Source organism: Pseudomonas jilinensis, from assembly GCF_003586265.1.
In the GTDB taxonomy this organism is placed as follows: domain Bacteria; phylum Pseudomonadota; class Gammaproteobacteria; order Pseudomonadales; family Pseudomonadaceae; genus Halopseudomonas; species Halopseudomonas phragmitis.
In genome coordinates this window covers 99,156-123,155 of the sequence record NZ_QJSA01000012.1, presented here as the reverse complement: position 1 = coordinate 123,155, position 24,000 = coordinate 99,156, and the positions used below count along the sequence as shown (strand labels likewise).

Sequence of the window (24,000 nt, the reverse complement as noted above, 5' to 3'; positions counted from 1 at the left end):
CCTGCGGCCCTCGCGATGACGGGGCAAGAGAATGCCGGTGACGTGTTTCACCTCACCGTCATTGCGAGGCGTGAAGCNGGGGCAAGAGAATGCCGGTGACGTGTTTCACCTCACCGTCATTGCGAGGCGTGAAGCGCCGCGGCAATCCATCGGGGTTGCTGGGAGTAAGGGCTGGATCGCCACGGGCCTGCGGCCCTCGCGATGACGAGGAAGGGGCGGTGGTGTGGTGCTGGTAGGCAGATAGTCAAAGGTGGGGAGGCGGATATGCCGCACAAGCTGGCCGATTGTTTCAAGACCGCGATGACCGACGCGGCAGAGCCGGAACAGGCGGCTCAGGATCTGGCCAGCCAGTTGCTGCACCCGCACCTGGGCTTCGTGCTGTTTTTCTGTTCGGCCGAGTACGACCTGGCGACCCTGGCGGATGCGCTGGAGCAGCATTTCGGCGGAGTGGCGCTGACCGGTTGCACCAGTGCCGGGGAAATTACCTCGCAGGGCTATGGCCGCGGCTGTATTACGGCCATCGGTTTTGATCACCGGGCCTTTGCCGTCGACTGCACGCTGATCCGTGAGCTGGACAACTTCAGCCTGGTCGATGCCCAGCAGGCGGTCGAGCGCATGCTCAGTCACTGCCGGCATACCGGTCTGGCGCCAATCAAGGATCACACCTTCGCCCTGACTCTGCTCGATGGCCTGTCCAGTCGTGAGGAAGTCGTGCTCTCGACCCTTAGCGCAGCGTTGGGCAGCATCCCGCATTTTGGCGGCTCGGCCGGCGACGATAATCACCTCAGCCATACCCATGTTTACCATCAGGGCCGCTTTCATACCGGCGCGGCGGTGGTGGTGATGTTCAATACCTGGCTCAATTTCGAGGTATTCACCACCCATCACCTGCAACCTCTGGCCGACAAGTTGGTGGTCACCGCCGCTGACAGCGAAACCCGCACCGTGCTGGAGCTTAATGCCGAGCCAGCCGCTGAGGAGTATGCCCGGTTGGTCGGGGTGCCGTTGAGCGAGCTGAGCCTCAGCCATTTTGCCCTCAATGTGCTGGCGGTGCGCATTCGTGATCAGTTCTATGTGCGCTCGATCCAGCGGGTCAACCCGGATGGCAGCCTGACTTTCTACTGCGCGGTGGATACCGGCATCGTGCTGACCGCCATGCAGCCGGGGCCGCTGCTGCCTGATTTGCGGCTGGAGATTGAGCGTTTGCGTCAGCAGTTGGGTGAACCGGTACTGATCATTGGCTGCGACTGTTTTCTGCGTCGGATGGAAAGTGAGCTACGCGGTGAAGCCGACAGCCTCGGTCGCTTTCTCGCCAACAACCGGGTGATTGGTTTCAACACCTATGGCGAGCAGTACAACGGCATGCACATCAATCAGACCTTCACCGGGGTGGCCTTTGCCTTACCACACTGAACAGGCGTTGCTGCCGAGCAGCGATGATGAGCTGCTGGCGCTGCGGGCCGAGGTCAACAAGTTGCGGCGGATTAACGCGGCGCTGATCGAGCGTGTCGAGTCCAGCTCCAGCCAGCGCACCGAGAGCTACGCGGCGTTCCAGCATTCGGTGGAACTGGCCGAGCAGGTTCGCGAGCGGACCCAGGCGCTCAACGAAACCATGGCCGAACTGCAGGCCAGCAACCGCCTGCTTAGCGAGGCCCGGGCCAGGGCCGAGACCGCCCATCATTACCTGATCGATGCAATCGAAAGCGTTTCCGATGCCTTCGTCCTGTTTGACCGGCATATGCGCATCGTGCTGTTCAACAGCCGGTTTGCTGCCTTTTGGCAAGGAACCCGGGCGCGGGTGGTGGAAGGCACCACTCTGAGCGAGGTCAAGCGCCTGGCGACTTCGACCGGGCTGGTGGTGGATATCGAGGCCGGGGCCGACGGTCATTTGCTTTATCAGTTGCGTAACCAGCGCTGGGTGCAGGTCAGCGAGCGGCCGACCCGTGAAGGCGGACTGGTGATCATGTACACCGACATCACCGACCTCAAGCATTCCGAAGCGGCACGCCGCGAGAAGGCCTTGGCGCAGAAGACCCGGTTGTTGCAGCGCACGGTCGACAGCCTGTCGCAAGGTGTGGCGGTGGTCAACGACGAAGGCGCGCTGGAGTTATGGAACGGGCGTTTCCTGGAGCTGGCCGGACTGGCGCCGATCGAGGCCCATCGACCGTTTGCCGAGGTAATGGAAGACAGCGAGCTGGATCTGTTCACGCCCTACACCCTGTGTGAGGATGGTGAGCCATTGCTCAGCAGCGAGCAGCGCCTGAGCAATGGTCGGGTGCTGGAAGTGCGCACCCACCCGATGCCGACTGGCGGTTTCGTCAACACCTATACCGATATTACCGAGCATGACCTGTACGCCAATGCTTTGCTGGAAAGCGAGCGTTGGGTGCGACTGATCACCGATCATGTGCCGGCGATGATCGCCTATGTGAGTGACGACCTGACCTATCAGTTCACCAACAAGGTCTATGACGAGTGGTACGGCTGGCCGCGTGGCGACATTCACGGCCACAGCCTGCGCCGGGCTCACAGTGAGGAGCAGTTTGCCCGTCTGGAACCCTACATCGAGCGGGCCTTCAACGGCGAAAGCGTGACCTTCGAGTTCGCCGAATCGAACCTTGAGGAGCAGGAACGTTACCTGTTGCGCTCCTATGTGCCCAACCGCAATGCCGAAGGCGAGGTGATCGGCATCTTTGTACTGATCCGCGATATCACTGATCGGCGGCGAACCGCCGAGGCCCTGCATCAGGCCTATCAGCATCTGGAGCAGCGGGTGCGCGAGCGTACCCAGGAACTGACCGCGCTCAACGACCAGCTTCGTCAGGAAATCAGCGAGCGGGCCCAGGCCGAGTCGCGCCTGCGCGAGGCCAAGCGCGAGGCCGAGCAGGCCAACCTGTCGAAAACCAAGTTTCTTGCTGCTGTCAGCCATGACCTGCTGCAACCGCTCAACGCCGCCCGGCTGTTTACCGGAGCCTTGCTCGAACAGCCGGTACCCGATCATAGCGCTGGCCTGATCCGCCAGGTCAGTCATTCGCTCGAGGATGTGGAAAACCTGCTTGGCACCTTGGTTGATATTTCCAAGCTGGATGCCGGAGTGATCAAGCCGGATATCTGCGATTTCACCCTGTCAGAGCTGCTCGACAATCTGGCCAACGAGTACCGTCAGGTGACGGCCAGCGAAGGGCTCACATTCAGCTTCGTTGGCAGCCAGGCGGTGGTGCGCAGCGACCCGCAGCTGCTGGCGCGGATTCTGCGCAACTTCTTGTCCAACGCCATCCGCTATACCCGCAGTGGCCGAATTCTGCTGGGCTGTCGTCGGCATGCCCATGGCCTGCGTATCGAGGTCTGGGATACCGGGCTGGGGATTCCCCAGGACAAGCTGCAGGAGATCTTTCAGGAGTTCAAACGGGTCAATCCGGCGGCCAACACCAAAGACCGGGGCCTGGGTCTGGGGCTGGCAATCGTCGACAAGATAGCCCGCATGCTGGGCCATCGCATTCGGGTGCACTCGGTTGAGGGCAAGGGTTCGGTGTTCTCGGTCGATGTGCCCTTTGGCCGGCTGCGTCACGAACCGGTCAGTGAGCGACCGGTGACCGCTATGATTGGTCAGCATCTGGAGCAGGCCAGAATCTGGGTGCTGGATAACGATGCTTCGATCTGTGCCGGCATGCGCACCCTGCTCGAAGGCTGGGGCTGCGAGGTGGTTACCGCGTTGTCTGAAGATGATCTGGCTGCGCAGGTCGATCAGTTCCATGCGCCGGCCGATCTGTTGATCGCCGACTATCACCTGGATAACGATGAGAACGGCGTCGATGTGGTTGCCCGTATCAACGCCCGGCGCGGCAAGCCGTTACCGGTGCTGCTGATTACCGCCAATTACAGTAACGAACTCAAACAGCAGGTGCGCGAACTTGGTCATGTGCTGATGCACAAGCCGGTAAAACCTATGAAGCTGAAAACCGCGATGAGCCATCTGCTGGCGCAGCAGGGCTGATTGCAATCACGCTGCAACAGCAGCCTTCCACGCCGCCTCAGCGGCGCAGATAGGCGCTGAAATCCACGTCGCTGGCCGAGAGAATCGCCTGCACCCGGTTGTGGACATTGAGCTTGCGCAGAATCGCCGAGACGTGGGCCTTGACCGTGGTTTCGGCGATATCCAGGTGATAGGCGATCTGCTTGTTCGACTCGCCCTTGGCCATACGCTCGAGGACCAGCAGCTGCTTACGGGTCAGGGCGTACAGCAGTTCGGGGGAGATCGGGGTTTCTTCCGGGCTGCGCCGGGTGATGGTGCGGTTGGCGCGAATGATATCCGAGGGCAGGTAGACATTGCCGCCGAGAATCTGCTCGATGGCTTCGGTCATCTGCGTACGTGGTGAGGATTTGGTGATGAAGCCGACCGCGCCGTAGGTGATCGCCTGCAGCACCACCTGCTTGTCTTCCTCGGCGGAGACAATCACCACCGGAATCGAGGGCGACTCGTTGCGCAGGGTGATGAGGCCGTTGAGCCCATGCATGCCGGGCATGTTCAGATCAAGCAGGATCAGGTCCAGATCGTCCTGTTCCTTGGCGAGTTCAAGAGCACTGTCCAGGTCCGAGGTTTCCATGAGCTCTGTACCGGGAAAGCCTTCGCGAATCACATTGCAAATGGCTTCTCGGAACAGCGGGTGATCATCGGCGATGAGTATCTTGTACATGGCTGTTCCAACCTGTGGCTAGGGCAGCTTGCTCGAAGGCCGCTGCTTCTTGTGTATGTTTGTGTATTACACCCCTGGGATGGTGATTTGCAAATGATACATTGGGACAAAAAATCGATACTAAAGTAGTAAATGCTTTAAGGGCACAGCGCAAAGCATGCCCGCCGCCTATTCCGACTTGCGCCGCAGCGCCGCATGCTGCGGGTTAAAGGTCAGTACCGCCAGGCTGGTGACCACCAGCAGCAGGCCCAGGCAGATGATCAGGGCCATGGCGTTGAAGCGCTCATAAAGGGCGAAGCGCACCAGTTCCACTGCATGGGTGAAGGGGTTGAAACTGCACAGCCAGTACAGCCATTCGCTGGCTTCGCGCATTTTCCACAGCGGGTAGAGCGCTGAGGACAGGAAGAACATTGGGAAGATCACGAAGTTCATCACCCCGGCGAAGTTCTCCAACTGGCGTATCCCGTTCGACAGCAGCAGACCCAGGGCGCTGAGCAGCAAGGCCGCCAGCAGTAGCGCGGGCAGGGCGGTCAGCAGGCCGAAGACCGGGGGCTGGATGTCGAACAGCCAGGCAATGCTGATAAAGGCATAGACCTGAATCAGCGAGATCAGCGAGGTGCCGAGCAGTTTGCCGACCAGCAGAAACGGCCGGGGCAGTGGGCTCATCAGCAGTACCCGCATGCTGCCCATTTCACGGTCGTAGACCATCGACAGTGAGCCCTGCATGCCATTGAACAGCAAAATCATGCAGCACAGCCCAGGCAGGATGTAGGTTTCGTAGGTTATGTAGGTGTCATAGGGGGCAATGATCGAGACACCCAGCGCCGCCCGAAACCCGGCGGCGAACACCAGCAGCCATAGCAGCGGCCGGACCAGGGCGCTGAGAAACCGCGAGCGCTGGAGAATGAAACGCAGCCATTCGCGTTGCAGGATGCCGCCCAGGCAGGCCAGATAAGCGCGCAGGTTCATGCCGCCTCCGTTTGCCCGGTAAGCCGGGCGAAGGCATCAGCGAGGCTGGCAGCAGCACTGCTGCGTACCAGCTCGGCGGCGCTGTTTTCGGCCAGTATCCGGCCCTGGTGCAGCACCACAACCGGATCTTCGGCCTGAATCTCATCGAGCAGGTGGGTGGTCCAGACCACCGTCAGCCCGCGCTCGGCACACAGTAGGCGGATGTGCTGGTTGAGAGCCAGGCGGCTGGCCTGATCAAGGCCGACGCTGGGCTCATCGAGCAGCAGAATCTTTGGTTCATGCAGCAGTGCCCTGGCGATCTCGACTCGGCGGCGATGGCCGCCATTGAGCTGGCGGACCTGTTCATGCTGGCGCTCGAGCAGACCCTGGCGCTGCAGCTCGCTTTCGATGCGTGGGGCGGCCTGGCGGCGTGACAGGCCGTGCAGCGCGGCATGGTAGGCGAGGTTCTGACGCACGCTCAGATCCAGATCCAGCGTGCTTTGCTGAAACACCACACCGAGCTGACGCAGGGCCTGGCGCGGTTGCCGGCGGATCGACAGCTCGCCGAGCAGGATGTCGCCCTGTTGCAGCCGGTACAGGCGGCTGAACAGGGCCATCAGCGTGCTCTTGCCGGCGCCGTTGGGGCCGAGCAGGGCGTTCAGCCGGCCGGACTGCACCGTGAAGCTGACGCCCTGAAGCGCCAGCCGCTGGCCGTAGGCGAAGCTGACATCGCGTACGTCGAGTTGCATCAGGGGGTCACCACCACGCCCCAGGGATAGCGCCCGACCTTGATGCTCTTGACCGGCTTGAGACTGGCGACGTCGATCACAGTGACATCGCCGCTGACGCCGTTGGTGGTCAGCAGCAGGCTTTCATCGGTATTGAACGACATGTGCCAGACCCGCCGGCCGACCAGGATATAGTCGAGCACTTCATAGGTTTGGGCGTCGACCACCGCAACATGGTTGGCCGGCCCCAGGGCGACGAAGGCATATTTGCCGTCACTGGAGAGTTTTACCCCGACCGGCTGGACCCGATCCGGGTGAATGCCCTTGATCGCAAAGTTGATGGTGTGCTGGATCTGTTTGCTGTCGACATCGACCACATGCACGGTGCCGCCAATCTCGGCCGAGGCCCACAGGGTCTTGCTGTCCTTGGTGAACTCGACGTGGCGCGGGCGCTGGTCGACCAGGGTGTTGTCGACCAGTTCGTTGGTGCTGGTGTCGATCCAGTGCAGCATGTTGCTGGTTTCGCTGGTATTGACCGCCCACTTGCCGTCGTAGCTGACCGCCATGCCCTCGGGTTCTACGCCAACGTCGATCTGGGCCAGCACTTCATTGGTTTTTACATCGATCACGGTCACCAGGGCATCGTCCTCATTGGAGATATACAGCCAGCGGTCATTGGGGTGCAGGGCGAACTGCTCAGGGTCGGCGCCGGAGGGTAGTTCTTTGATGATCTGGCGGGTTTCCAGGTCAATCACCTGGACCCGGTCGGAGTCGCTGGCGCAGATGTACAACAGCTTGTTGTCACTGGACAGCAGCACGCCGCGTGGGCGCATGCCGACGTCGATGGTGTCGACCACCTCCATCTTGGTCAGGTCGATCACCGAGACGGTGTTGTCCTTTTCATTGGTGACATAGGCAGTTTCGGCCAGGGCGTTGAGGCTGAAGCCGCCGAGCAGCAGAGCGCCGGTCAGTAACCCGGTTTTGAGAAATGAGGTTTTCATGTTGGTTTTCCTGTTGTCGTTGTAGTTATCTGAAGGTGTCTGGCCTCGGCGGCCAGTAACCTTCAACGGCCCGCCAGCAGATCGCACTGGCTTTCCGGTTGATCGAAGCCCAGAGTGTCCAGGTCGGTCACCGGGTGCAGGTAACCTTCCTGGGGCGAGTTGGTTACCAGCGCACGCGGATGGACCACCGGGATCGGCTGACGCAACTGGCCGTTCCAGGTGCGGTAGCTCAGGCGCCGGCCCTTGAATCCGTCCAGTGGCAAGCGGTCGGACAGGCTCAGGGCACGAATCTCGTCAACGTCGGCATGCTTCAGGGTGGTCACGGCGGCGCCGATGCTGCGCACCCCGAGCCAGGCGGCGAAGTCGAGGCTGTTCATCCAGCGTCCGGCCTGATCCTCGAAGCGCTTCTGCAATTGCGCGGCGCCGTAGGTTTCCACGGTCTTGTGCCAGCCAACCGGAGTCAGGCCCTGGGTGCCGGCTACCGGGCGCGGGTACCAGGTGTTGTAGGGGATGTATTCACCAAAATCGCCACGTTCGTCGGCGACGATCACCACGTCGTATTCGCGGGTCTGGGTGAACAGCGGTACTTCGGCCTGGGCGGCGCGGCGCAGGTCGGTATCGAAACTCCATTGTTTCTCGGCGACGATCCGGTGGCCGAAACGCTTGGCGCTGCGCTTGACCGCCTCGGCATAGGCCAGGTCGTCTTCGGTACTGCCGCTGATCAGCAGCCAGCGGGTTTGCTTGCGTACCGCCAGAAACTGGGCCAGGGCATCGGTCAGCATCGCCCGGCTGGGCAGGGTGTGCAGCACGTTGGGCAGGCAGCTCTGGCTGCGCAGGCCATCATCGTAGCTACCGGCATTGAACAGCAGGCTGTCGCTGAACTCGCCAGCCAGTTGCTGCAACGGAGCGGCCGGCAGGTTGGTGACGAACAGCCGTACACCTTCGGCGTGCAAGGCACGGGCGGCGTCCAGGGTGGCATCCAGTTCACTGGCGCTGGCCACCTGCAACTGATAATTGTGCTTGAGAAAGCGCCCGGTGCTGTTGTTATCGACGATTGCCAGCTGCGCGCCTTGCAGACCGGCATCTTCAGGTTCCGGAATCACATTGGACATGATCGGGCCGGGATCAGGGGTCCAGGCCACATAGCCAATCGAGACTTCGAGGCTGGCGTGGGCCCGGGTGGCGATCAGAGTGGCGCTGAACAGCATCAGCAGGCCGATCAGAGTATGCAGGGCGAATGTGCGCATAGAGCCTCCTTCTTGTGATGGCTCCAGCATGGTGCTGCGCAAGTCGGGGGTAAATATGAAGAAAGTACCAACGCGCCAGTACCAAGGTACTATTTCGGTGACTTGTCCTATGTCCGAGCATGAACCTCGACAACATGAGAACAAGGGCCATAACCATGAAAAACACCCCAATATTCCTGTCTGCCGCGATTCTGAGTGCCAGCTTGCTGTTGGCCAACAGCGCCCTGGCTGCCGGTGATCTGACTCGCCGCCCGGTCACATTGCCTGATCTGGTGCTGGGTAACGAAGAAAGTGACTTCGCCATGACGCACAAGGAATATGAGGTCGAAACCGGTCAGGCCTATCGGCTCAAGATCATCTCGTCCGGGCAGAAGGAATACGCCTTCCAGGCGCCGGATTTCTTCAAGGTCACGCACCTGCGCAAGGTTGAGGCCGGAGATGTCGAGATCAAGACCGCCTACCTGCACGAGCTGGAGTTCGAAAAGCCCGGACAGGCGGAAATCTTTTTCACCCCGTTGGTACCTGGGCGCTATGAGTTCTATCTCAAGGGTCTGGAAAGTCGCGGGATGACTGGCCACTTCGTGGTCAAGTGAGATGCGTCTGTCGACCGCCGCGCGCCTGCAATTGTGGATTTGCGCGGCTTTCGCGCTGGTGCTGGCAGTAACCCTGCTGGTACTGCTGCGTCAGGCCGAAAAGGATGTGGTGCGCGAACTGGAGAGCGGCCGGGCCCTGGCCCTGCATCTGTTCGACGGCCTGTCACGCAGTGCCGACCTGAGTACCCTGGAACCGTTCGAGAATATTCGCCACGTGCGTATTTCCCGTCCAGACCAGCCACTGGTGCTGACCAGCAGTGACGAGTTTCCCGACTGGCTGTTGCACTGGATGCGGCCCGCGATCGAACGTGGTTTCCCGCCCGTATACGTGACCTTTCCCGACGGTCAGCAATGGATGATCAACCCAGACCCGCATGACGAGCTGGAGGAGGCCTGGGAGTCGGTCATTCAGTTGCTGGTAGTGTTTGCCATTGCCTTTGTTCTGTCGCTGCTGGTAATCCAGCTTGGTCTGCGCCGTGGGCTGCGGGCCTACAACGAACTGCTCAGCGGCTTGCAGCAGATCCGTACCGGCGATCTGGATGCCCGGCTGATGCCCAGCCAGCAGCCCGAGCTCAACCATCTGGCCGAGCGTTTCAATGGCATGGCTGCCGCCTTGCAGCGGGCCGAGGCCAGCAACCGGCAACTGACCCATGCGCTGATGAATCTGCAGGAGCGCGAGCGTACCGAGCTGGCGCATACCCTGCACGACGACTTGGGCCAGTACCTGACCGGTATCCGTGCCCAAGCCTTCATGTTGCGCGAGGCCGCAGATCGCCCTGAGCATGTGCGCGATCACGCTGGACGCCTGTTGCAGGCCTGTGACGGCCTGCAACAGGGTTTTCGCCGACTGGTACGCGAGCTGCATCCGGTGGTGCTGGAGCGGTTGGGGTTGGAACAGGCGCTGCGTCAGCTGACCGAGCAGTGGCAGCATCAGCAGGTCATCGACTGCCATCTGGAACTGGATGAGGATCTGCCGGAACTGCAACCGCAGGCCCGAACCCATCTGTACCGGCTGTTGCAGGAGGCGCTCAACAATGTTGCCCGGCATGCTCAGGCTGATCAGGTCTGGGTACGCTTGCAGCGCCGAGGCGACAGTCTGCTGGTCAGCGTGCAGGACAATGGCTGCGGGCTGTCGGCTGAGCCTGAGTCGGGATTGGGGTTGCGTTCGATGCAGGAGCGTGCCCGTTGCCTGAATAGTCTGCTGCGGATCATTACCCGGCCTGGAGAGGGCCTGTTGCTCAACCTGAATATTCCTCTCAAGGGAGTACTCTGATGAACATTCTGTTGGTTGATGATCATGCCATTGTGCGCCAGGGTTACAGCAGCCTGTTGGCGATGATGCTGAGCCAGGCGCAGATCGAGGAGGCAACCAGTGGCGAGGATGCACTGGCGGCAGCCCAGCGGCAAGTGCCGGATCTGGTGATTCTGGATGTTGGCCTGCCGGGCATCAGCGGCATTGAAACCGCCCGCCGGTTGCTGCAACGCTGGCCGTCGCTGCGGATTCTGTTTTTCAGCATGCATGACGAGTTGCCGCTGGTGCGTCAGGCACTGGCGACCGGCGCTTTGGGATTCATCACCAAGAACGCGGCGCCGCAAGTGCTGCTGGAGGCGGTGCGCCGCTGTCTGGGCGGGCAGCGTTATATCGAACAGGAGCTGGCTACCCAACTGGCCTGTGCCGGCAGTGATGACCAGCTCGACCCACGCTTGCGGGAGATGACCCAGCGTGAGTTCGAGATCTTCGTCATGCTGGCCAAGGGCATGCCACCCAAGCAGATCGCCGAACGGCTGTGCATCAGCGGTAAAACCGTGTCGAACAATCTCACCGTGCTGAAGCAGAAACTGGCGGTCAGCTCACTGACCGAACTGGTGCACCTGGCCATCGATGCCGGAGTGATTCGGGTGCAGGCGGCGGGGTAGTTGCGGGGTTCGAGGTAGCGCCGGGGCGTTCAGGTCCAGCATCGCGCCGGCGCGCGACGCTCCCCGGACGGTCTGCGCAGAAGTAGTTAGCCTGGCCTAGGGGTGTCGCGCGCCGGCGCGACACAGAACGAGCAGGCAACGCCTCACTTACCCAACTGAGTCATCGGCAACTGCTTTTCCCAGTCGAACGGGCAGGCGGTGCAGCCGGTCATGTGCAGGTTCAGATAGGTGCCATAATGCAGTCGGGCACCGGTCATGTCGGCATTCTCCAGATTGGCGTGATTCATTTTCGACTCCTGCAGATTGGCATCGCGCAGATCGGCGCCGGCCAGATCGGTTTTCGGTAGCCAGGCCATCTCCAGATTGGCCGCGCGGAAGATCACCTTGTGCATGATCGATGAGCTGAAACGGGCGAACTCCAGGTTGGCGCCGGTGAAATCGGCGTCGTTGAAGCGGGCGTTCTGGGCGGTCAGATTCCAGCCCTGCACGCCGACAAAGCTGGCATTGCTGGCGTTGACGCCACGCATAGCGGTCTGTTGCAGGCTGGCGCGGTTGAGGTTGGCGCCGCGCAAATCGGCACCGTCAAGTCGAGCCTGATCGAGCCGGGCGTGACGCAGATCGGCATCACGCAGATCGGCACCAGTGAAATCAGCTTTGCGCAGATCCTGGTGGCGCAGGTCTGCACCGCGCAGATCCTTGCCAGCGCACTGGGTACCGGGCATCAGCAGGCAGCCGTTGATGGCTTCGGCATCAGCCTGATCGATATCGGCAAACTGGGCGCTGACCGGCAGGCTGCTCAGTGCCAGCAACATCAGAGGGTAGTTAAGGTTTGGCATGCTATGTCTCCTGTGACGACGCCCGGCGGGCCGGGCGCGTCATGTGGTGGTCAGCGTTTGGCGGTGGACTGGCTCCAGCCCGGCAGCTTGAAGACCCAGAACGAGCCACCCTGGGCGACCGGTTTGGTCAGCTCGGCCATATCGCCACCCCATAGCGGTACAGCGCCGCCATAACCGGTGGTCACGCCAATATACTGTTCACCATCCATCTCCCAGGTGATCGGCGGCGAGATGATTCCGGTGCCGGTCTGGAATTGCCACAGCTCATTGCCAGTCCGGGCGTCGAAGGCCTTGAAATAGCCGTCGCTGGTGCCGGTGAAGACCAGATTGCCGGCGGTGGCCAGCACCCCGGCCCACAGTGGCAGCGGTTCCTTATGCTCCCATTCGACCTTGCCGGTAGTGGGGTTCATTGCCCGCAGGATGCCAACGTGATCGTCATACAGGCGCTTGATCCGGAAGCCCATGCCCAGGTAGGCCGAGCCCTTGTTGTAGCTGACCTGCTCGGTCCAGTAGTCCTCTTTCCAGTGATTGGCCGGCACGTAGAACAGACCGGTGTCCTGACTGTAAGCCATGGGGTTCCAGTTTTTGCCACCCAGGAACGGCGGAGATACCTCGACTGCCTCACTGCGCTCCTGTCCGGGTAGCAGGCGGGGTGGGCGCTGGCCTTCGACTTCTACCGGGCGGCCGCTTTCCAGGTCGATGTGGCTGGCCCAGGTAATGCCGTCGACGAACGGGAAGGCGTTGACCAGTTTGCCATTGCTGCGATCGACTACGTAGAAGAACCCATTGCGGTCGGCGTGGGCGGTGGCCTTGATGGTCTTGCCCTTGGCGTCCTTGTAGTCGAACAGCACCAGCTCGTTGTTACCGGAGAAATCCCAGGCATCGTTGGGGGTGTGCTGATAGAACCACTTCACTTCACCGGTGGTCGGGTCAACACCGACCTGACCCGAAGTGTAGAGGCTGTCGTAGTCGGCCGGGTTGCCGTTTGGTGACGTTCTGGCCCAGCCGTTCCAGGGCGCGGGGTTGCCGGCGCCGACGATGATGGTGTTGGTTTCCGGGTCGAAACTGGCGCTCTGCCAGGGCGCGCCGCCACCGTGACTCCAGGCCTCGACCTTGCCGGTCGGTGAGTTGGGGTCGTCCGGCCAGCTCGGTGCTTTAATGTCGCCAGTCGGTGTGCTGTCCTTGCCGTTCAGCCGACCCATGTGGCCTTCAACGAAAGGCCGCATCCAGATTTCCTTGCCGGTGTCCGGATCGCGGGCAAACAGTTTGCCAATAATACCGAATTCATCGCCGGAGCTGCCATGGATCAGCAGGACCTTGCCGGTTTTCTTGTCTTTGACGATGGTCGGTGCGCCGGTCATGGTGTAGCCGGCGCGATGGTCGCCGAATTTCTCGCGCCAGACTACCCGGCCGGTGTCCTTGTTCAGGGCTACGATGCCGGCATCAAGGGTGCCGAAGAACACCTTGTCGCCATAGATGGCGGCGCCGCGGTTGACCACGTCACAGCATGGGCGGATGTCATCGGGCAGGCGGTGGGCGTAACTCCACAGGCGTTTGCCGGTCCGGGCGTCAATGGCGAAGATGCGCGAATAGGAGCCGGTAACGTAGATCACGCCGTCATGAACCAGGGCCTGGGATTCCTGGCCGCGCTGTTTTTCATCGCCAAAGGAGAAGGACCAGGCCGGGGTGAGCTGAAACACGTTGTCGGCATTGACCTGCTTAAGCGGGCTCCAGCGCTGGGCGCTGTTGCCCAGACCGTACATCAGTACGTCGTGGGTGGTCAGGTGATCGTTGGCAATGTCGTCCCAGGTCACCGGCTTGGCCAGAACGGCGCCGCTGGCCAGGCCCAGGCTGGTAGCAAGAATCAGGCTTCTGACGGCGTGGGCGACAGGCCTCGGGTTGTGCTGGTTTTTTGTTGTCATGGCATCTTTCCTGTTGGTTGAGCGGTCAGCGAATGCTGTGCCTCGCCTTCATCTTCGGGAGCGCGGCTCAATCAAGAAACGGAAAAACACCCGGTCTACGCAGGAAAATAACACTGGACGGCCAACCACCGGGGGAGGCTGATTTATCTACTACCAAGGAACTAAACCCCGACCACCAAAGCAGGATTGGGCTACTACCCGGGGCTTCCTACCATGCTCACGACACTTGAAAAAATTCCGTGAACCACACGGCCGCGAGGTGAGCAGTATGAATCATTACAAGAACCTTCTGAAAGTTTCCGCCCTGGGGCTGTGTCTGGCAGCCGGTCAGGCCTTCGCTCATGGTGATGTGACTCCCCAGCCGGTGGATACCAAGGGCCTGGAGAAGCTGGGTGATGAGTGGCATGAAAGCAATCCCTACCGCGAGCCGCATCCGGATCATGATCTGGCGGTGCGGATCGGGGCTTCAGCCTATAACCAGAACTGTGCAGCCTGCCATGGCCTGGAGGGTATTTCCGGCGGCATGACCCCGGACCTGCGCTACCTTGAGGTCGGTGATTACGGCGACGAGTGGTACAAGGAGCGGGTAATCAACGGTGCAGTGCGCGATGGCCGGGTATATATGCCGAAAATGGCCGATATCCTCAGTCAGGAAGCCCTGTGGGCCATTCGGACCTGGCTGGAAACCGTTGCCGTGGAGCAATAAGTCATGAACCTGCGGCGATGCTGGTTGTGGCTGTGCCTGTTGGTATGTCTGCCGGCACAGGCGCTGAACATTACCCATATCCGCGAATATGACGAGATCATCGAGTCGGGTGTGCTGCGGGTAGCCCTGTATCAGGACTTCCCGCCGTACAGCTTCATGGATGGTGATACCCCTCGCGGCGTCGATGTCGAGCTGGCTCAGGCGTTGGCCGATGGCCTTGGCACCCGGCTGGAGATCCAGTGGATGCTCGCTGACGAGAGCATCGATGGTGACTTTCGCAATCATTTGTGGCGTGGTCACTACCTGCGTCCCGGGCAAGTTGCCGACGTGATGCTGAGGGTGCCCAATGACCGGGCCTTCAGCAGCAAGCGTGATGACCTGGGGCATCCGGCGTTCGAGCTGGTGCACATGTTTGGCCCTTACCAGCGCGAGCGTTGGCAGGCTGCCTACGACCCGCGCAGGATCGATGAGGTCAAGAGCATCTCGGTGTTCCAGTACCATCCGATCGGGGTCGAGGAAGACACCGTGCCGTCGTTCTACCTGACCACCGTGATGAACGGTCAGCTCAGCAAGATGACTCGCCACTATCGCAGTGTTCGTGCGGCTTTCCAGGCCATGATTGATGGTGAAGTGCATGCGGTCATGGGGACCCAGGCCGAGATCGACTGGCTGTTGGCCCAGCACCCTGATGCCGGCATGCAACTGACCGAGAATGCCTATCCCAGCATGGGCAAGCAGGTCTGGGATCTGGGTATGGCGGTGCATGAAGCCAACCGCCAGCTAGCTTATGCGCTGGCAGATGTGGCCGAGGAAATGATTCTCGATGGCCGCATGGCGGAACTCTATGCGCGCCACGGCCTGCGCTATATGCGGCCCGGGCTGTACGAGGACATTTGAACCTATCGTTAGTGTGACTTGGGCTTTATTTGCCGCCGGCTTGCGTATTCACCTCCTCACGCAAGCCGGTTTTTTTTGCCTGCTATTCAGCCGCTCTGGCTGGTGGCTCCCAGCTCGGTACTGCTACCAAGTGATGAGATAAATCACCCCTGGGTTGAATTGTTGCCAAGCCCCTTGCGGCGAAGAATCACAGCCAGAAGCAGGAAAATTTCCCGTTTCGCCGCTGACATGAACAACACACAACAATCACTCAGAGGTAGCAGCAATGACACAACGTGTACGCTCGCCCTTCATCCTCACCGCCTTGGTGAGTGCCATGACTTTCTCTGGCATGGCCGCCGCCAACGTGACCGATGAAGACATCCTGACGGATGCCACTACCACCCACCAGATCGTCACCAATGGCATGGGCCTGCAGGGCCAGCGTTACAGCCCGCTGACCGCGCTCAACGCCAGCAACGTCGACCAACTGCAACCGGTCTGGGCGTTTTCTCTGGGTGGTGAAAAACAACGCGGCCAGCAAGCCCAGCCGATGATCAAGGACGGGGTGATGTATATCACTGGTTCCTATTCGCGGGTATTTGCCGTGGACGCCAAGACCGGCCGCAAGCTGTGGCAATACGACCACCGCCTGCCCGATGGCATCATGCCTTGCTGTGACGTGATCAACCGCGGTGTTGCCCTGTACGGTGACCTGGTGATCTTCGGTACTCTGGATGCGCGTCTGGTTGCCCTGAACAAGGACACTGGCCGGGTGGTCTGGCGCAAGACCGTGGAAGACTACAAGGCCGGTTACTCGATTACCGCCGCACCACTGATCATCAACGGCAAGCTGATCACCGGGGTATCCGGTGGCGAGTTCGGGGTAGTCGGCAAGATCGAGGCCTATGATCCGACCAACGGCGAACTGCTGTGGACCCGTCCGACCGTGGAAGGTCACATGGGTTATGTCTACAAGGACGGCAAGGCGGTTGAAGCTGGTATCTCCGGCGGTCAGGCCAACAAGACCTGGCCGGGCGACCTGTGGAAGACCGGCGGCTCGGCACCCTGGCTGGGCGGCTATTACGATCCGGAAACCAACCTGCTGCTGTTCGGTACTGGTAACCCGGCTCCCTGGAACTCGCACATGCGCCGCGGTGACAACCTGTACTCTGCCTCGCGTCTGGCACTCGACCCGGATACCGGTGAGATCAAGTGGCACTTCCAGACCACCCCGAACGACGGCTGGGATTATGACGGTGTCAACGAGCTGATTTCGTTCAACTACCGCGATGGTCGCAAGGAAGTGAAAGCCGCTGCCACCGCCGACCGTAACGGGTTCTTCTACGTCCTGGATCGTACTAACGGCAAGTTCATTCGCGGCTTCCCATTCGTTGACAAGATCACCTGGGCCAAGGGGTTGGATCGCAATGGCCGGCCGGTGTTCGATGACAGCAACCGTCCAGGTGCGCCGACTGCCGAGGGCGAAGCCGGCCGGACTGTATTCAGCGCGCCAGCGTTCCTGGGTGGCAAGAACTGGATGCCGATGTCCTACAGCCAGCAGACCGGGCTGTTCTATGTGCCTTCCAACGAGTGGGGCATGGACATCTGGAACGAAGGCACCGCTTACAAGAAAGGCGCCGCCTATCTGGGTGCGGGCTTTACCATCAAGCCGCTGCATGACGACTACATCGGTGTCCTGCGTGCCATCGACCCGGTTCAGGGCAAGGAAATCTGGCGCGTGAAGAACCCGGCACCGCTGTGGGGTGGGGTACTGAGCACAGCCGGCAACCTGGTATTTACCGGTAACCCGGAAGGCTACCTGATGGCGTTCAACGCCCAGAACGGCGAGAAACTCTGGGAGTTCAACACCGGTTCCGGGGTTATCGGCTCGCCGGTGACCTGGGAAATGGACGGCGAACAGTATGTATCTGTCCTGTCCGGCTGGGGTGGCGCGGTACCGCTGTGGGGAGGCCAGGTGGCCGAGCGGGTGAAGGACTTCAACCAGGGCGGCATGCTCTGGACCTTCAAACTGCCGAAATCGGCGGCCGTGGCCCAGCGTTGATCTGAAGTAAAACTGCTCCTGTTGTTTTTGGGGCCGGCTTGCCGGCCCCTTTTTTGTGTCTGGCCAAAAGGCTTATTGGCCGTTATCACTGACTGTGTTCGATGATGACGCAACGCCCAAGGGCCGCTAGGCTGGATGCAAACAACAATGACAATGGGAGTTGTCCATGCGTCTTCGTCCTCTGGCTCTGTGTGTGTTGCTGTCCAGTTTTTCCACTCCGCTTCTGGCCCAATCGCCAGCCTTGCCCAGTCCCGATAGAGTGCGTCTGGACCGCCTGCAACTGATGCAGGGCTTCCCGCCACCGGCTGAGCGTCAGGTTACCGCGGCCAATTTTCTGTCTCAGTACCCGAATGTTCGTTGGGCCTTCCACCATATGCGCGAGCTGTTGCCCAGTCGCAATATTGCCCGCGGTGCAGGGCCGGTATCCGAGCTGCCAGTTGGTGAGGACTGGCGTGAGCGGATCGAGGCGCTGCGTTTTACCGGACCCGATGGCAATGAACTGAGCTTTATCGAATACCTGACCGACAGCTACGCCGATTCGACCCTGGTCATGAAGGACGGCAAGGTTATTTACGAGACCTATCACCAGGGCCAGACCGCCCATCTGCCGCACCAGCTGTGGTCGGTGACCAAGTCCTTTACCGGCCTGATTGCCAGCATGTTGATCGAGGAAGGTCTGATCAAGGCAGATGCGCAGGTGACCGATTATCTGCCGGAACTGGAAGGCAGCGGCTGGCAGGGCGCGACCGTGCAGCAGGTGCTGAACATGACCGCTGACATCGATTACAGCGAAATTTACGGTGATGAGCGCTCCGATGTGCTGCAGTACGCCGTGGCCGCCGGTATGGTTCCCGCTCCGGCCGATTATCAGGGGGCCCGTGAACTGTACAGTTACCTGCCCACGATCGGCGCCGCCGGTGAGCATGGCCAGGGCTTTATCTACCGCACCGTGCACACCGAAGTGCTGGGCTGGCTGGTACGGCGGGCTAGTGGTCAGCGCCTGTCCGATCTGATCAGCGAGCGGATCTGGCAACCACTGGGGGCCGAACAGGACGCCTACATGCTGCTGGATCGGCATGGGACCGGCTGGGCCGGGGCCGGGATGAATGCCACGCTGCGCGATCTGGCCCGCTTCGGCGAAATGATGCGCAACGAGGGGCGCTTCAACGGTCGGCAGATCGTCAGTAGCAGTGTGGTGCGCAGCATTCTTGAAGGTGCTGATCGGGAAGCCTTCAAGGCCTCGGGTCGGGATTTCCAGCCGGGTTATTCCTATCGCAACCAGTGGTGGATCAGCCACAACGCCGATGGCGGCTATGAAGCGCTGGGGGTGCATGGGCAGATGATTCACGTCAATCCGACGGTGGGCCTGGTAGTGGTGCGCCTGTCATCCCACCCGATAGCCAGCAGCGGTTACACCTTCCCGACTACTCGTCCGGCGATGATGGCGTTGGCGGATTTGTTGCGCTGAGGCGCTGTCGTGCCCGCGCAGCAGAGATTGGACCTACTCCAGTTCGTCCAGCATCTCGCGCGGGACGTCGCGGCGGTGAGCCAGGCTGGTATCGCCGGTGTCGGGGTGGAATACGATCAACACCTCACGCCGTTCCAGCATGGTGCGCAGACGGGCGACGCGCTGTTCCAGCGTGTCGTCATAGCCGTTGTCGGTGCCGTCGCGGGTGACGAAATCCTCCAGCAGACGCTGTAGGGTATCGGCTTCGAGCATTTGATAGGGAATCAGCATGGTCTACTTCTCGGATGATGCCATGGTCGGTTTAGTCATAGATGATACACTGCCGGGCCAGTTATTCAGGTATGCCCTAAGCCCGCTTTGTCATGATCACCGATCCGTTTTTCTATCTCTGTGCCGTTCCCGCCGTCCTGCTATACGGTCTTGCCAAGGGTGGGTTTGGCGGCAATATCTCGATTCTGTCGGTACCGCTGATGGCCCTGGTGGTTTCGCCGCAGGTGGCAGCGGCCATTCTGCTGCCGATTCTCTGTGCCATGGACCTGATGGCTCTGCGGACCTTTCGTGGCCGCTGGGATGCGGTCAATCTGCGGATCATCATTCCGGCGTCGTTGGCTGGCGTGGTGATTGGCGCGCTGACGTTCCGGATGCTCAATGATGCGCACATCCAGATCATCATTGGCGTCATCGCACTGGCCTTCACCCTCAATATCTGGTTGCGCCGCGGCGAGCCGCCCAAGCGTGGACCGAGCAGGGCCCGTGGCGGTTTCTGGGGTGCAGTAGCCGGCTTCACCAGTTTCGGGATTCATGCCGGTGGGCCGCCGATCAATGTTTACCTGCTGCCACAGAAATTGGAAAAGACCATTCTGATGGGCACCATCGCGGTGTTCTTCGCCATCACCAACCTGGCCAAGGTGCCGGCCTATATCTATCTTGGCCAGTTCAATACCGCCAACCTGCTGACCGCGCTGGTACTGCTGCCGTTAGCGCCAATCGGAGTGCGACTGGGCTTTTGGCTGCTGCAACGCAGCAATGAAAAGCTGATCTATCAGTTGTGCTACATCTTCCTGTTCCTGACCGGCGGCAAGCTGTTGTATGAGGGCGTGACGGCTCTGGTTTAATACCTCAAGTCTGACCCGCACGGCCTCGTCCGCGAATCAGTTCGCGCAGCAAAAACCGGCTTGGGTGTACTGCTTCGGCCAGGTCGCGGGGCAGGGGCAGGGGTTCATCACAGATCCAGGCCGCCACCAGCTCGCCACTCAAGGGCGCGCTGATCAGCCCGCGTGAACCATGCGCTGCGTTGACATGCAGCCCGGCCAGCCAGGGCGCGCCTGCTGTCGGCTGGCGTGAGGCGTCTTTGGCCAGTTCGACATAGCGTTCACGGAAAACTTCGGCATCCACCAACGGACCAATGACCGGCAGATAGTCCGGAGTCGTGCAGCGCAGCGCGGCCCGCGCCGGCAGGCTGGCGGGGTCGAGTTGTTCGGTCTGGAGGCTGGTCGCCAGGGCCGGGGAAAGCTGCTGCAGCAGCTCCAGATTGCTTTCGGTCTCCTCCTGGCTGGGCTCGGTGTCCAGCCGGTCGAAGCGGAAGCTGGCACCGACGTGATGCTCGCCCAGCCGGGCTGGTGAAACGTAGCCTTCGGCGCAGAGCACGGTGCGCAATGCCTGGCTTGCGGTTGTGGCTGGCAGATGAGTGACTTGCCCACGAATGGCCTTGAGTGGCAGGTGCGCACTGGGTGCCAGACGCAGGCTGTCGGCAGCGCCGCAGATCACGACCTGAGGCGCAATGGCCAGTATCTTCCCTTCATGGTCAAGCGCCTGCCAGCCGTGTTCGCTGGCGGCAAGGCTCAGCGCCTGATGGTGGGCCAGCAACTGAATGTTTGGATGCTGTAACAGCGCCTGACACAGGCTCGGCGGATTGACCCAGCCGCCGCCTTCGAACCACAGCCCGCCACTGGGCGTTGCTACCCCGGCCAGTTGGCTGGCCTGGGCCTGGTCGACCAGTCTGAGCAGTGTATCGGGCCAGCCCAGATCGGCCAGCGCCTGCTGGCGCTGGGCTTCCTTGTCACTGGTTGGCAATTGCAGAACACCGCAGGACTGCCACTGCCGGCCGTCCTGTTCAAGCAGTTCATGCAGTACCCGCAGGGCGTAGGCGTAGCTGCTCAGGACAAACCGTGACAGCGGTGTTTGATGCGCCGACAGCTTGCAATAGAGAATCCCCTGAGGGTTGCCCGAGGCCTCCTGTGCCGGCTCGGCATGGCGTTCCAGCACAGTGACCTGCCAGCCGCGCCGGGCCAGGGCAAACGCCGTGGCACAGCCAGCCAGGCCCGCGCCGATCACCAGCGCCTGGCGCTGAGGCAGGCTGGGAGCAGCCGGTCGGGCATACCAAGGGGCTTGCCAGGCCGCGCTGGCTGAGCCAGCAAACTTGCCCGCGAGCATTTCTCGCTTGCGGCCATAGCCTTTAACCTTGCGCATGACAAAGCCGGCGTCCTGCAGGCCACGGCGTACAGCACCGACGCTGGTGAAGGTTGCCAGTGTCGCTCCCGGGCGCGACAGCCGGGCCATCTGGGCATAGAGCGCTGGTTGCCACATGTCCGGATTCTTGGCCGGGGCGAAGCCGTCGAGGAACCAGGCGTCAACGCTGGCGTCGAGCAGCGGCAGGCTGTCCAGCAGGTCGCCGATCAGTAGGGTCAGGGTGATCCGCCCCTGATCAAGCTGAAACTGGTGCCAGCCGGGTGTCAGGTCGCTGTACTGAGCCAGCAACTGCTCTGACCAGAGCGCCAGCTCCGGCCACAGTACTGCGGCGCGCTGCATATCCGCTGCGCTCAGGGGGTATTTTTCGGTACTGACAAAATGCAGGTGGGTATCTGGCGGGGCGGACTGATCCCATAGCTGCCAGGCACAGAGAAAATTGAGGCCAGTACCAAAACCGGTCTCGGCAATGCAGAAGCGCTCGCCAGCCCTGAGCTTCTCCCAGCGTTCGGCCAGTTGGTTGTTGGCCAGAAACACATGCCGGGTTTCTTCCAGGCCTGATTCGCGTGAGAAATACACGTCGTCGAACTGGCTGGAATAGGGCTGGCCATCATCGGACCAGACCAAATCGGCAAAAGGCTTTGAGGGGTTCACGGTTACTCCGGCACAAAATAAAGCGCCATTTTAACCGTGAACCTCAACAGCGTCTTTCAATGGATATTTGGCAGGATCAACAGCAGTCCGGTTGCCAGAAAAATCAGCGTAATGGTGGGCAATTTGCCCTTGATAAGTTGTTTCATAGTGGGTGCCTTCTTATTTTTAGCAGTGACCTTGTGGGTTCCTTGCCACGTTCCGTCATTGGTGTGATGGAACGATTCGTCGTCGATGACCTTGTACGCTGCTCGTATACGGCTGGTCACAGATTCGGACCATAGTTTTCGCGGTCCTTTCACTGATGTTAGCCCCGTTGTGGGCTGGTAATTAGACAATTTGGCTACAACAGATTTCAGACTAGTTGCCATGCACTATGAGCAGTGGCCGCAGGTGGAGAAACTGTGATGTGGGTCACGTTGTGCGCCCGGTATTTGGCTGGAATGCCATCTTGCCGCCCTCAATCCGCCAGCTGTTCGGTGCGCGCCGCCATGATCAGGTCGTTGCGATGCAGGCCGCCGAGGAAGTGGGTCCACCAGCTTACCGTGACCTTGCCCCACTCGGTCAGCAGTGCCGGGTGGTGGCCGGTTTGTTCGGCCAGCTCGCCGATCCGGTTGGTCAACGCCAGCGCTTGGGCGAAATCCTTGAGCTTGTAGGTTTTTTCGATTCTGGGAATGCCATCGACCTGACGCAGGGTCCAGCCGGGCAGTCGTTCGAGCAGTTCATCGATCTGCTCCTGAGTGAGCAGCACGGCAGCGGCATCACTCATGTTCAGGGGTTCGTCAGCCAGCGCGAGCATGGTTGTTTACCTCATACAAAGTCATTTCTCAGAGCATAGGTCATTCTGGTGTTGCGTGTGATTGCCCCAAAATGGTGCGATCAGTGGTCGCAGCCGTTATCATGGTCGCTTTTTTGGGGGCGTGCATGGGGCGTACAGGTTTTCGCTGGCTGCTGAGCGGGATCGGCTGGACTCCCGACAGTACCAGCTACCAGGAAAAACTGATCTCCGCTGTTGGTGCCACCCTGGCATTGCTGCTGGTCTACTGGATCACCCATCAGGCACTGGGCGGTGATACCGCACTGTGGGTGACCGGTTCAATGGGGGCGACCACGGTGCTGGTTTTCGCCATGCCGCACGGGATGTTGTCGCAGCCCTGGTCGGTGGTGGGTGGTCATCTGGTTTCTGCCGCGGTAGGTGTAGCCTGCGCCACCTGGCTGCCGTTGGGAGCCTGGGTTGCGGCGCTGGCGGTTGGTGCCAGTATTTTCCTGATGATGGTTTTACGTTGCCTGCATCCACCGGGTGGGGCAACGGCGATGATTGCGGTGCTCGGCGGCCCAGCTATCCAGCAGGCCGGTTTCGGTTTTCTGCTATACCCGATTCTTCTCGATGCGCTGGTAATCGTGGCAGCCGCGCTGCTGTTCAATAATCTGTTTCACTGGCGTCGCTATCCGCTGGCACTGGCTCGTTATCAGGTGCAGCGCACACCGGGGATTGCTCCGGAGGACTTTCACTATGCCCTGCGGCAGATGAACGCTTATGTCGATATCGAGTTCGATGACCTGCTACATCTGGTCGAGCTGGCCAACGAACATGCCAAAAGCCACGGGGTGAGTGAGGCCGATCTGGTCGAGTCAGGCTGCTACAGCAATGGCCTGCCGGGCAGCAATTGGGCGGTGCGCCAGATATTGTTCATTCTGCCACGCCGGCCCGGTCGCAGTGGCCGGGTACGCTATCGGGTGGTGGCCGGCAATGGGCTGGGAGCCGAGGGTATTTGCCGGTTGTCCGAGTTTGCTCTTTGGGCGCGCTATCGGGTTGAGCGCGCCGACGATGGCTGGCATCGGATCAAGGGGGTAGATCCGGCCGATCACGGGCGCTCCTGAG

Annotated in this window: 22 protein-coding genes; 11 read left to right on the top strand and 11 right to left on the bottom strand. The window is 60.8% G+C overall.

What is annotated here, in order from left to right:
• The first annotated feature begins 264 nt into the window (after positions 1-264).
• The gene (gene nosP, locus C2846_RS14065) at positions 265-1,413 is read left to right on the top strand and encodes a nitric oxide-sensing protein NosP (protein WP_080051211.1); all 1,149 of its coding nucleotides are present in this window, start codon (positions 265-267) and stop codon (positions 1,411-1,413) included.
• A complete protein-coding gene (locus C2846_RS14060) occupies positions 1,343-3,994 on the top strand; it encodes a hybrid sensor histidine kinase/response regulator (RefSeq protein ID WP_080051210.1) in 2,652 nt (883 codons plus the stop codon). The genes nosP and C2846_RS14060 overlap by 71 nt, the downstream gene beginning before the upstream one ends.
• 37 nt (positions 3,995-4,031) lie before the next feature.
• Here the strand turns inward: C2846_RS14060 and C2846_RS14055 are convergent, their stop codons facing one another.
• The 5 genes from C2846_RS14055 to C2846_RS14035 form a co-directional block, all read right to left on the bottom strand.
• On the bottom strand, positions 4,032-4,694 hold the full coding sequence (locus C2846_RS14055) for a response regulator (RefSeq protein WP_080051209.1): 663 nt from the start codon (positions 4,692-4,694) through the stop codon (positions 4,032-4,034).
• Between the two features lie 168 nt (positions 4,695-4,862).
• The gene (locus C2846_RS14050; protein WP_119701757.1) at positions 4,863-5,657 is read right to left on the bottom strand and encodes an ABC transporter permease; all 795 of its coding nucleotides are present in this window, start codon (positions 5,655-5,657) and stop codon (positions 4,863-4,865) included.
• A gap of 2 nt (positions 5,658-5,659) precedes the next feature.
• Positions 5,660-6,394: an ABC transporter ATP-binding protein gene (locus tag C2846_RS14045; RefSeq protein WP_119701737.1), complete on the bottom strand. Its 735-nt coding sequence runs from the start codon at positions 6,392-6,394 to the stop codon at positions 5,660-5,662.
• Entirely contained in the window at positions 6,391-7,371 is a 981-nt protein-coding gene (locus tag C2846_RS14040) for a YVTN family beta-propeller repeat protein (protein WP_080051207.1), read from the bottom strand. Before C2846_RS14040 ends, C2846_RS14045 begins: the two co-directional genes overlap by 4 nt.
• Before the next feature lie 62 nt (positions 7,372-7,433).
• Positions 7,434-8,618 (bottom strand): ABC transporter substrate-binding protein, encoded by a 1,185-nt coding sequence (locus tag C2846_RS14035; protein WP_080051206.1) that lies wholly within the window; start codon positions 8,616-8,618, stop codon positions 7,434-7,436.
• Positions 8,619-8,773: 155 nt separating this feature from the next.
• Here C2846_RS14035 and C2846_RS14030 point away from each other — a divergent pair, with 155 nt between their 5' ends.
• The 3 genes from C2846_RS14030 to C2846_RS14020 are packed head-to-tail and all read left to right on the top strand — an operon-like array spanning position 8,774 to position 11,128.
• Positions 8,774-9,211, top strand: a complete 438-nt coding sequence (locus tag C2846_RS14030; RefSeq protein WP_080051205.1) for a cupredoxin domain-containing protein — start codon at positions 8,774-8,776, stop codon at positions 9,209-9,211.
• Between the two features lies 1 nt (position 9,212).
• Positions 9,213-10,484 carry a HAMP domain-containing sensor histidine kinase gene (locus tag C2846_RS14025; RefSeq protein ID WP_119701736.1) on the top strand — a complete coding sequence of 424 codons (1,272 nt, stop codon included), beginning with the start codon at positions 9,213-9,215 and terminating at the stop codon, positions 10,482-10,484.
• A complete protein-coding gene (locus C2846_RS14020) occupies positions 10,484-11,128 on the top strand; it encodes a response regulator (RefSeq protein WP_119701735.1) in 645 nt (214 codons plus the stop codon). The genes C2846_RS14025 and C2846_RS14020 overlap by 1 nt, the downstream gene beginning before the upstream one ends.
• 143 nt (positions 11,129-11,271) lie before the next feature.
• Here the strand turns inward: C2846_RS14020 and C2846_RS14015 are convergent, their stop codons facing one another.
• A complete protein-coding gene (locus tag C2846_RS14015; RefSeq protein ID WP_119701734.1) occupies positions 11,272-11,964 on the bottom strand; it encodes a pentapeptide repeat-containing protein in 693 nt (230 codons plus the stop codon).
• Between the two features lie 50 nt (positions 11,965-12,014).
• Positions 12,015-13,886 carry a quinoprotein ethanol dehydrogenase gene (gene exaA, locus C2846_RS14010; protein WP_119701733.1) on the bottom strand — a complete coding sequence of 624 codons (1,872 nt, stop codon included), beginning with the start codon at positions 13,884-13,886 and terminating at the stop codon, positions 12,015-12,017.
• Between the two features lie 268 nt (positions 13,887-14,154).
• Between exaA and pedF the strand changes: the two genes are divergently transcribed.
• The 4 genes from pedF (at position 14,155) to C2846_RS13990 (ending at position 19,001) form a co-directional block, all read left to right on the top strand.
• On the top strand, positions 14,155-14,592 hold the full coding sequence (pedF, locus tag C2846_RS14005; RefSeq protein WP_080051200.1) for a cytochrome c-550 PedF: 438 nt from the start codon (positions 14,155-14,157) through the stop codon (positions 14,590-14,592).
• Between the two features lie 3 nt (positions 14,593-14,595).
• A complete protein-coding gene (locus C2846_RS14000; protein WP_119701732.1) occupies positions 14,596-15,489 on the top strand; it encodes a substrate-binding periplasmic protein in 894 nt (297 codons plus the stop codon).
• Between the two features lie 265 nt (positions 15,490-15,754).
• The gene (locus C2846_RS13995) at positions 15,755-17,533 is read left to right on the top strand and encodes a PQQ-dependent methanol/ethanol family dehydrogenase (RefSeq protein WP_080051198.1); all 1,779 of its coding nucleotides are present in this window, start codon (positions 15,755-15,757) and stop codon (positions 17,531-17,533) included.
• A gap of 166 nt (positions 17,534-17,699) precedes the next feature.
• Positions 17,700-19,001, top strand: a complete 1,302-nt coding sequence (locus C2846_RS13990; protein WP_119701731.1) for a serine hydrolase domain-containing protein — start codon at positions 17,700-17,702, stop codon at positions 18,999-19,001.
• Positions 19,002-19,034: 33 nt separating this feature from the next.
• Here C2846_RS13990 and C2846_RS13985 read toward each other — a convergent pair whose 3' ends face one another.
• Positions 19,035-19,271, bottom strand: coding sequence for a YheU family protein (locus C2846_RS13985; RefSeq protein WP_080051196.1), 237 nt, complete (start codon positions 19,269-19,271; stop codon positions 19,035-19,037).
• Positions 19,272-19,363: 92 nt separating this feature from the next.
• On the opposite strand from C2846_RS13985, the gene C2846_RS13980 reads away from it, so the two are divergent.
• A complete protein-coding gene (locus C2846_RS13980; protein WP_119701730.1) occupies positions 19,364-20,116 on the top strand; it encodes a sulfite exporter TauE/SafE family protein in 753 nt (250 codons plus the stop codon).
• Positions 20,117-20,120: 4 nt separating this feature from the next.
• On the opposite strand, the gene mnmC is transcribed toward C2846_RS13980, so the two are convergent.
• The 3 genes from mnmC to C2846_RS13970 all read right to left on the bottom strand — a co-directional run bounded on the left by mnmC (position 20,121) and on the right by C2846_RS13970 (position 22,917).
• Positions 20,121-22,121 (bottom strand): bifunctional tRNA (5-methylaminomethyl-2-thiouridine)(34)-methyltransferase MnmC2/FAD-dependent 5-carboxymethylaminomethyl-2-thiouridine(34) oxidoreductase MnmC1, encoded by a 2,001-nt coding sequence (mnmC, locus tag C2846_RS13975; protein WP_119701729.1) that lies wholly within the window; start codon positions 22,119-22,121, stop codon positions 20,121-20,123.
• A 56-nt stretch (positions 22,122-22,177) separates the two neighbouring features.
• Positions 22,178-22,387, bottom strand: a complete 210-nt coding sequence (locus tag C2846_RS18575; RefSeq protein ID WP_131038222.1) for a hypothetical protein — start codon at positions 22,385-22,387, stop codon at positions 22,178-22,180.
• Between the two features lie 191 nt (positions 22,388-22,578).
• The gene (locus C2846_RS13970) at positions 22,579-22,917 is read right to left on the bottom strand and encodes a 4a-hydroxytetrahydrobiopterin dehydratase (RefSeq protein ID WP_080051191.1); all 339 of its coding nucleotides are present in this window, start codon (positions 22,915-22,917) and stop codon (positions 22,579-22,581) included.
• A gap of 125 nt (positions 22,918-23,042) precedes the next feature.
• Here C2846_RS13970 and C2846_RS13965 point away from each other — a divergent pair, with 125 nt between their 5' ends.
• Positions 23,043-23,999 (top strand): HPP family protein, encoded by a 957-nt coding sequence (locus C2846_RS13965; protein WP_165443828.1) that lies wholly within the window; start codon positions 23,043-23,045, stop codon positions 23,997-23,999.
• Position 24,000 lies beyond the last annotated feature (1 nt).

What these genes read in the sequence shown, in the direction of transcription:
- C2846_RS14020 (WP_119701735.1), top strand. Translation starts at nt 10,484, where the DNA reads ATGAACATTCTGTTGGTTGATGATCATGCCATTGTGCGCCAGGGTTAC.
- C2846_RS14025 (WP_119701736.1), top strand. Translation starts at nt 9,213, where the DNA reads ATGCGTCTGTCGACCGCCGCGCGCCTGCAATTGTGGATTTGCGCGGCT.
- C2846_RS13985 (WP_080051196.1), bottom strand. Translation starts at nt 19,271, where the DNA reads ATGCTGATTCCCTATCAAATGCTCGAAGCCGATACCCTACAGCGTCTG.
- C2846_RS13990 (WP_119701731.1), top strand. Translation starts at nt 17,700, where the DNA reads ATGCGTCTTCGTCCTCTGGCTCTGTGTGTGTTGCTGTCCAGTTTTTCC.
- C2846_RS14055 (WP_080051209.1), bottom strand. Translation starts at nt 4,694, where the DNA reads ATGTACAAGATACTCATCGCCGATGATCACCCGCTGTTCCGAGAAGCC.
- C2846_RS13995 (WP_080051198.1), top strand. Translation starts at nt 15,755, where the DNA reads ATGACACAACGTGTACGCTCGCCCTTCATCCTCACCGCCTTGGTGAGT.
- C2846_RS13965 (WP_165443828.1), top strand. Translation starts at nt 23,043, where the DNA reads ATGGGGCGTACAGGTTTTCGCTGGCTGCTGAGCGGGATCGGCTGGACT.
- C2846_RS14035 (WP_080051206.1), bottom strand. Translation starts at nt 8,618, where the DNA reads ATGCGCACATTCGCCCTGCATACTCTGATCGGCCTGCTGATGCTGTTC.
- exaA (WP_119701733.1), bottom strand. Translation starts at nt 13,886, where the DNA reads ATGACAACAAAAAACCAGCACAACCCGAGGCCTGTCGCCCACGCCGTC.
- pedF (WP_080051200.1), top strand. Translation starts at nt 14,155, where the DNA reads ATGAATCATTACAAGAACCTTCTGAAAGTTTCCGCCCTGGGGCTGTGT.
- C2846_RS14015 (WP_119701734.1), bottom strand. Translation starts at nt 11,964, where the DNA reads ATGCCAAACCTTAACTACCCTCTGATGTTGCTGGCACTGAGCAGCCTG.
- C2846_RS13970 (WP_080051191.1), bottom strand. Translation starts at nt 22,917, where the DNA reads ATGCTCGCGCTGGCTGACGAACCCCTGAACATGAGTGATGCCGCTGCC.
- C2846_RS14030 (WP_080051205.1), top strand. Translation starts at nt 8,774, where the DNA reads ATGAAAAACACCCCAATATTCCTGTCTGCCGCGATTCTGAGTGCCAGC.
- C2846_RS13980 (WP_119701730.1), top strand. Translation starts at nt 19,364, where the DNA reads ATGATCACCGATCCGTTTTTCTATCTCTGTGCCGTTCCCGCCGTCCTG.
- C2846_RS14000 (WP_119701732.1), top strand. Translation starts at nt 14,596, where the DNA reads ATGAACCTGCGGCGATGCTGGTTGTGGCTGTGCCTGTTGGTATGTCTG.
- nosP (WP_080051211.1), top strand. Translation starts at nt 265, where the DNA reads ATGCCGCACAAGCTGGCCGATTGTTTCAAGACCGCGATGACCGACGCG.
- C2846_RS14060 (WP_080051210.1), top strand. Translation starts at nt 1,343, where the DNA reads ATGGCGAGCAGTACAACGGCATGCACATCAATCAGACCTTCACCGGGG.
- C2846_RS14040 (WP_080051207.1), bottom strand. Translation starts at nt 7,371, where the DNA reads ATGAAAACCTCATTTCTCAAAACCGGGTTACTGACCGGCGCTCTGCTG.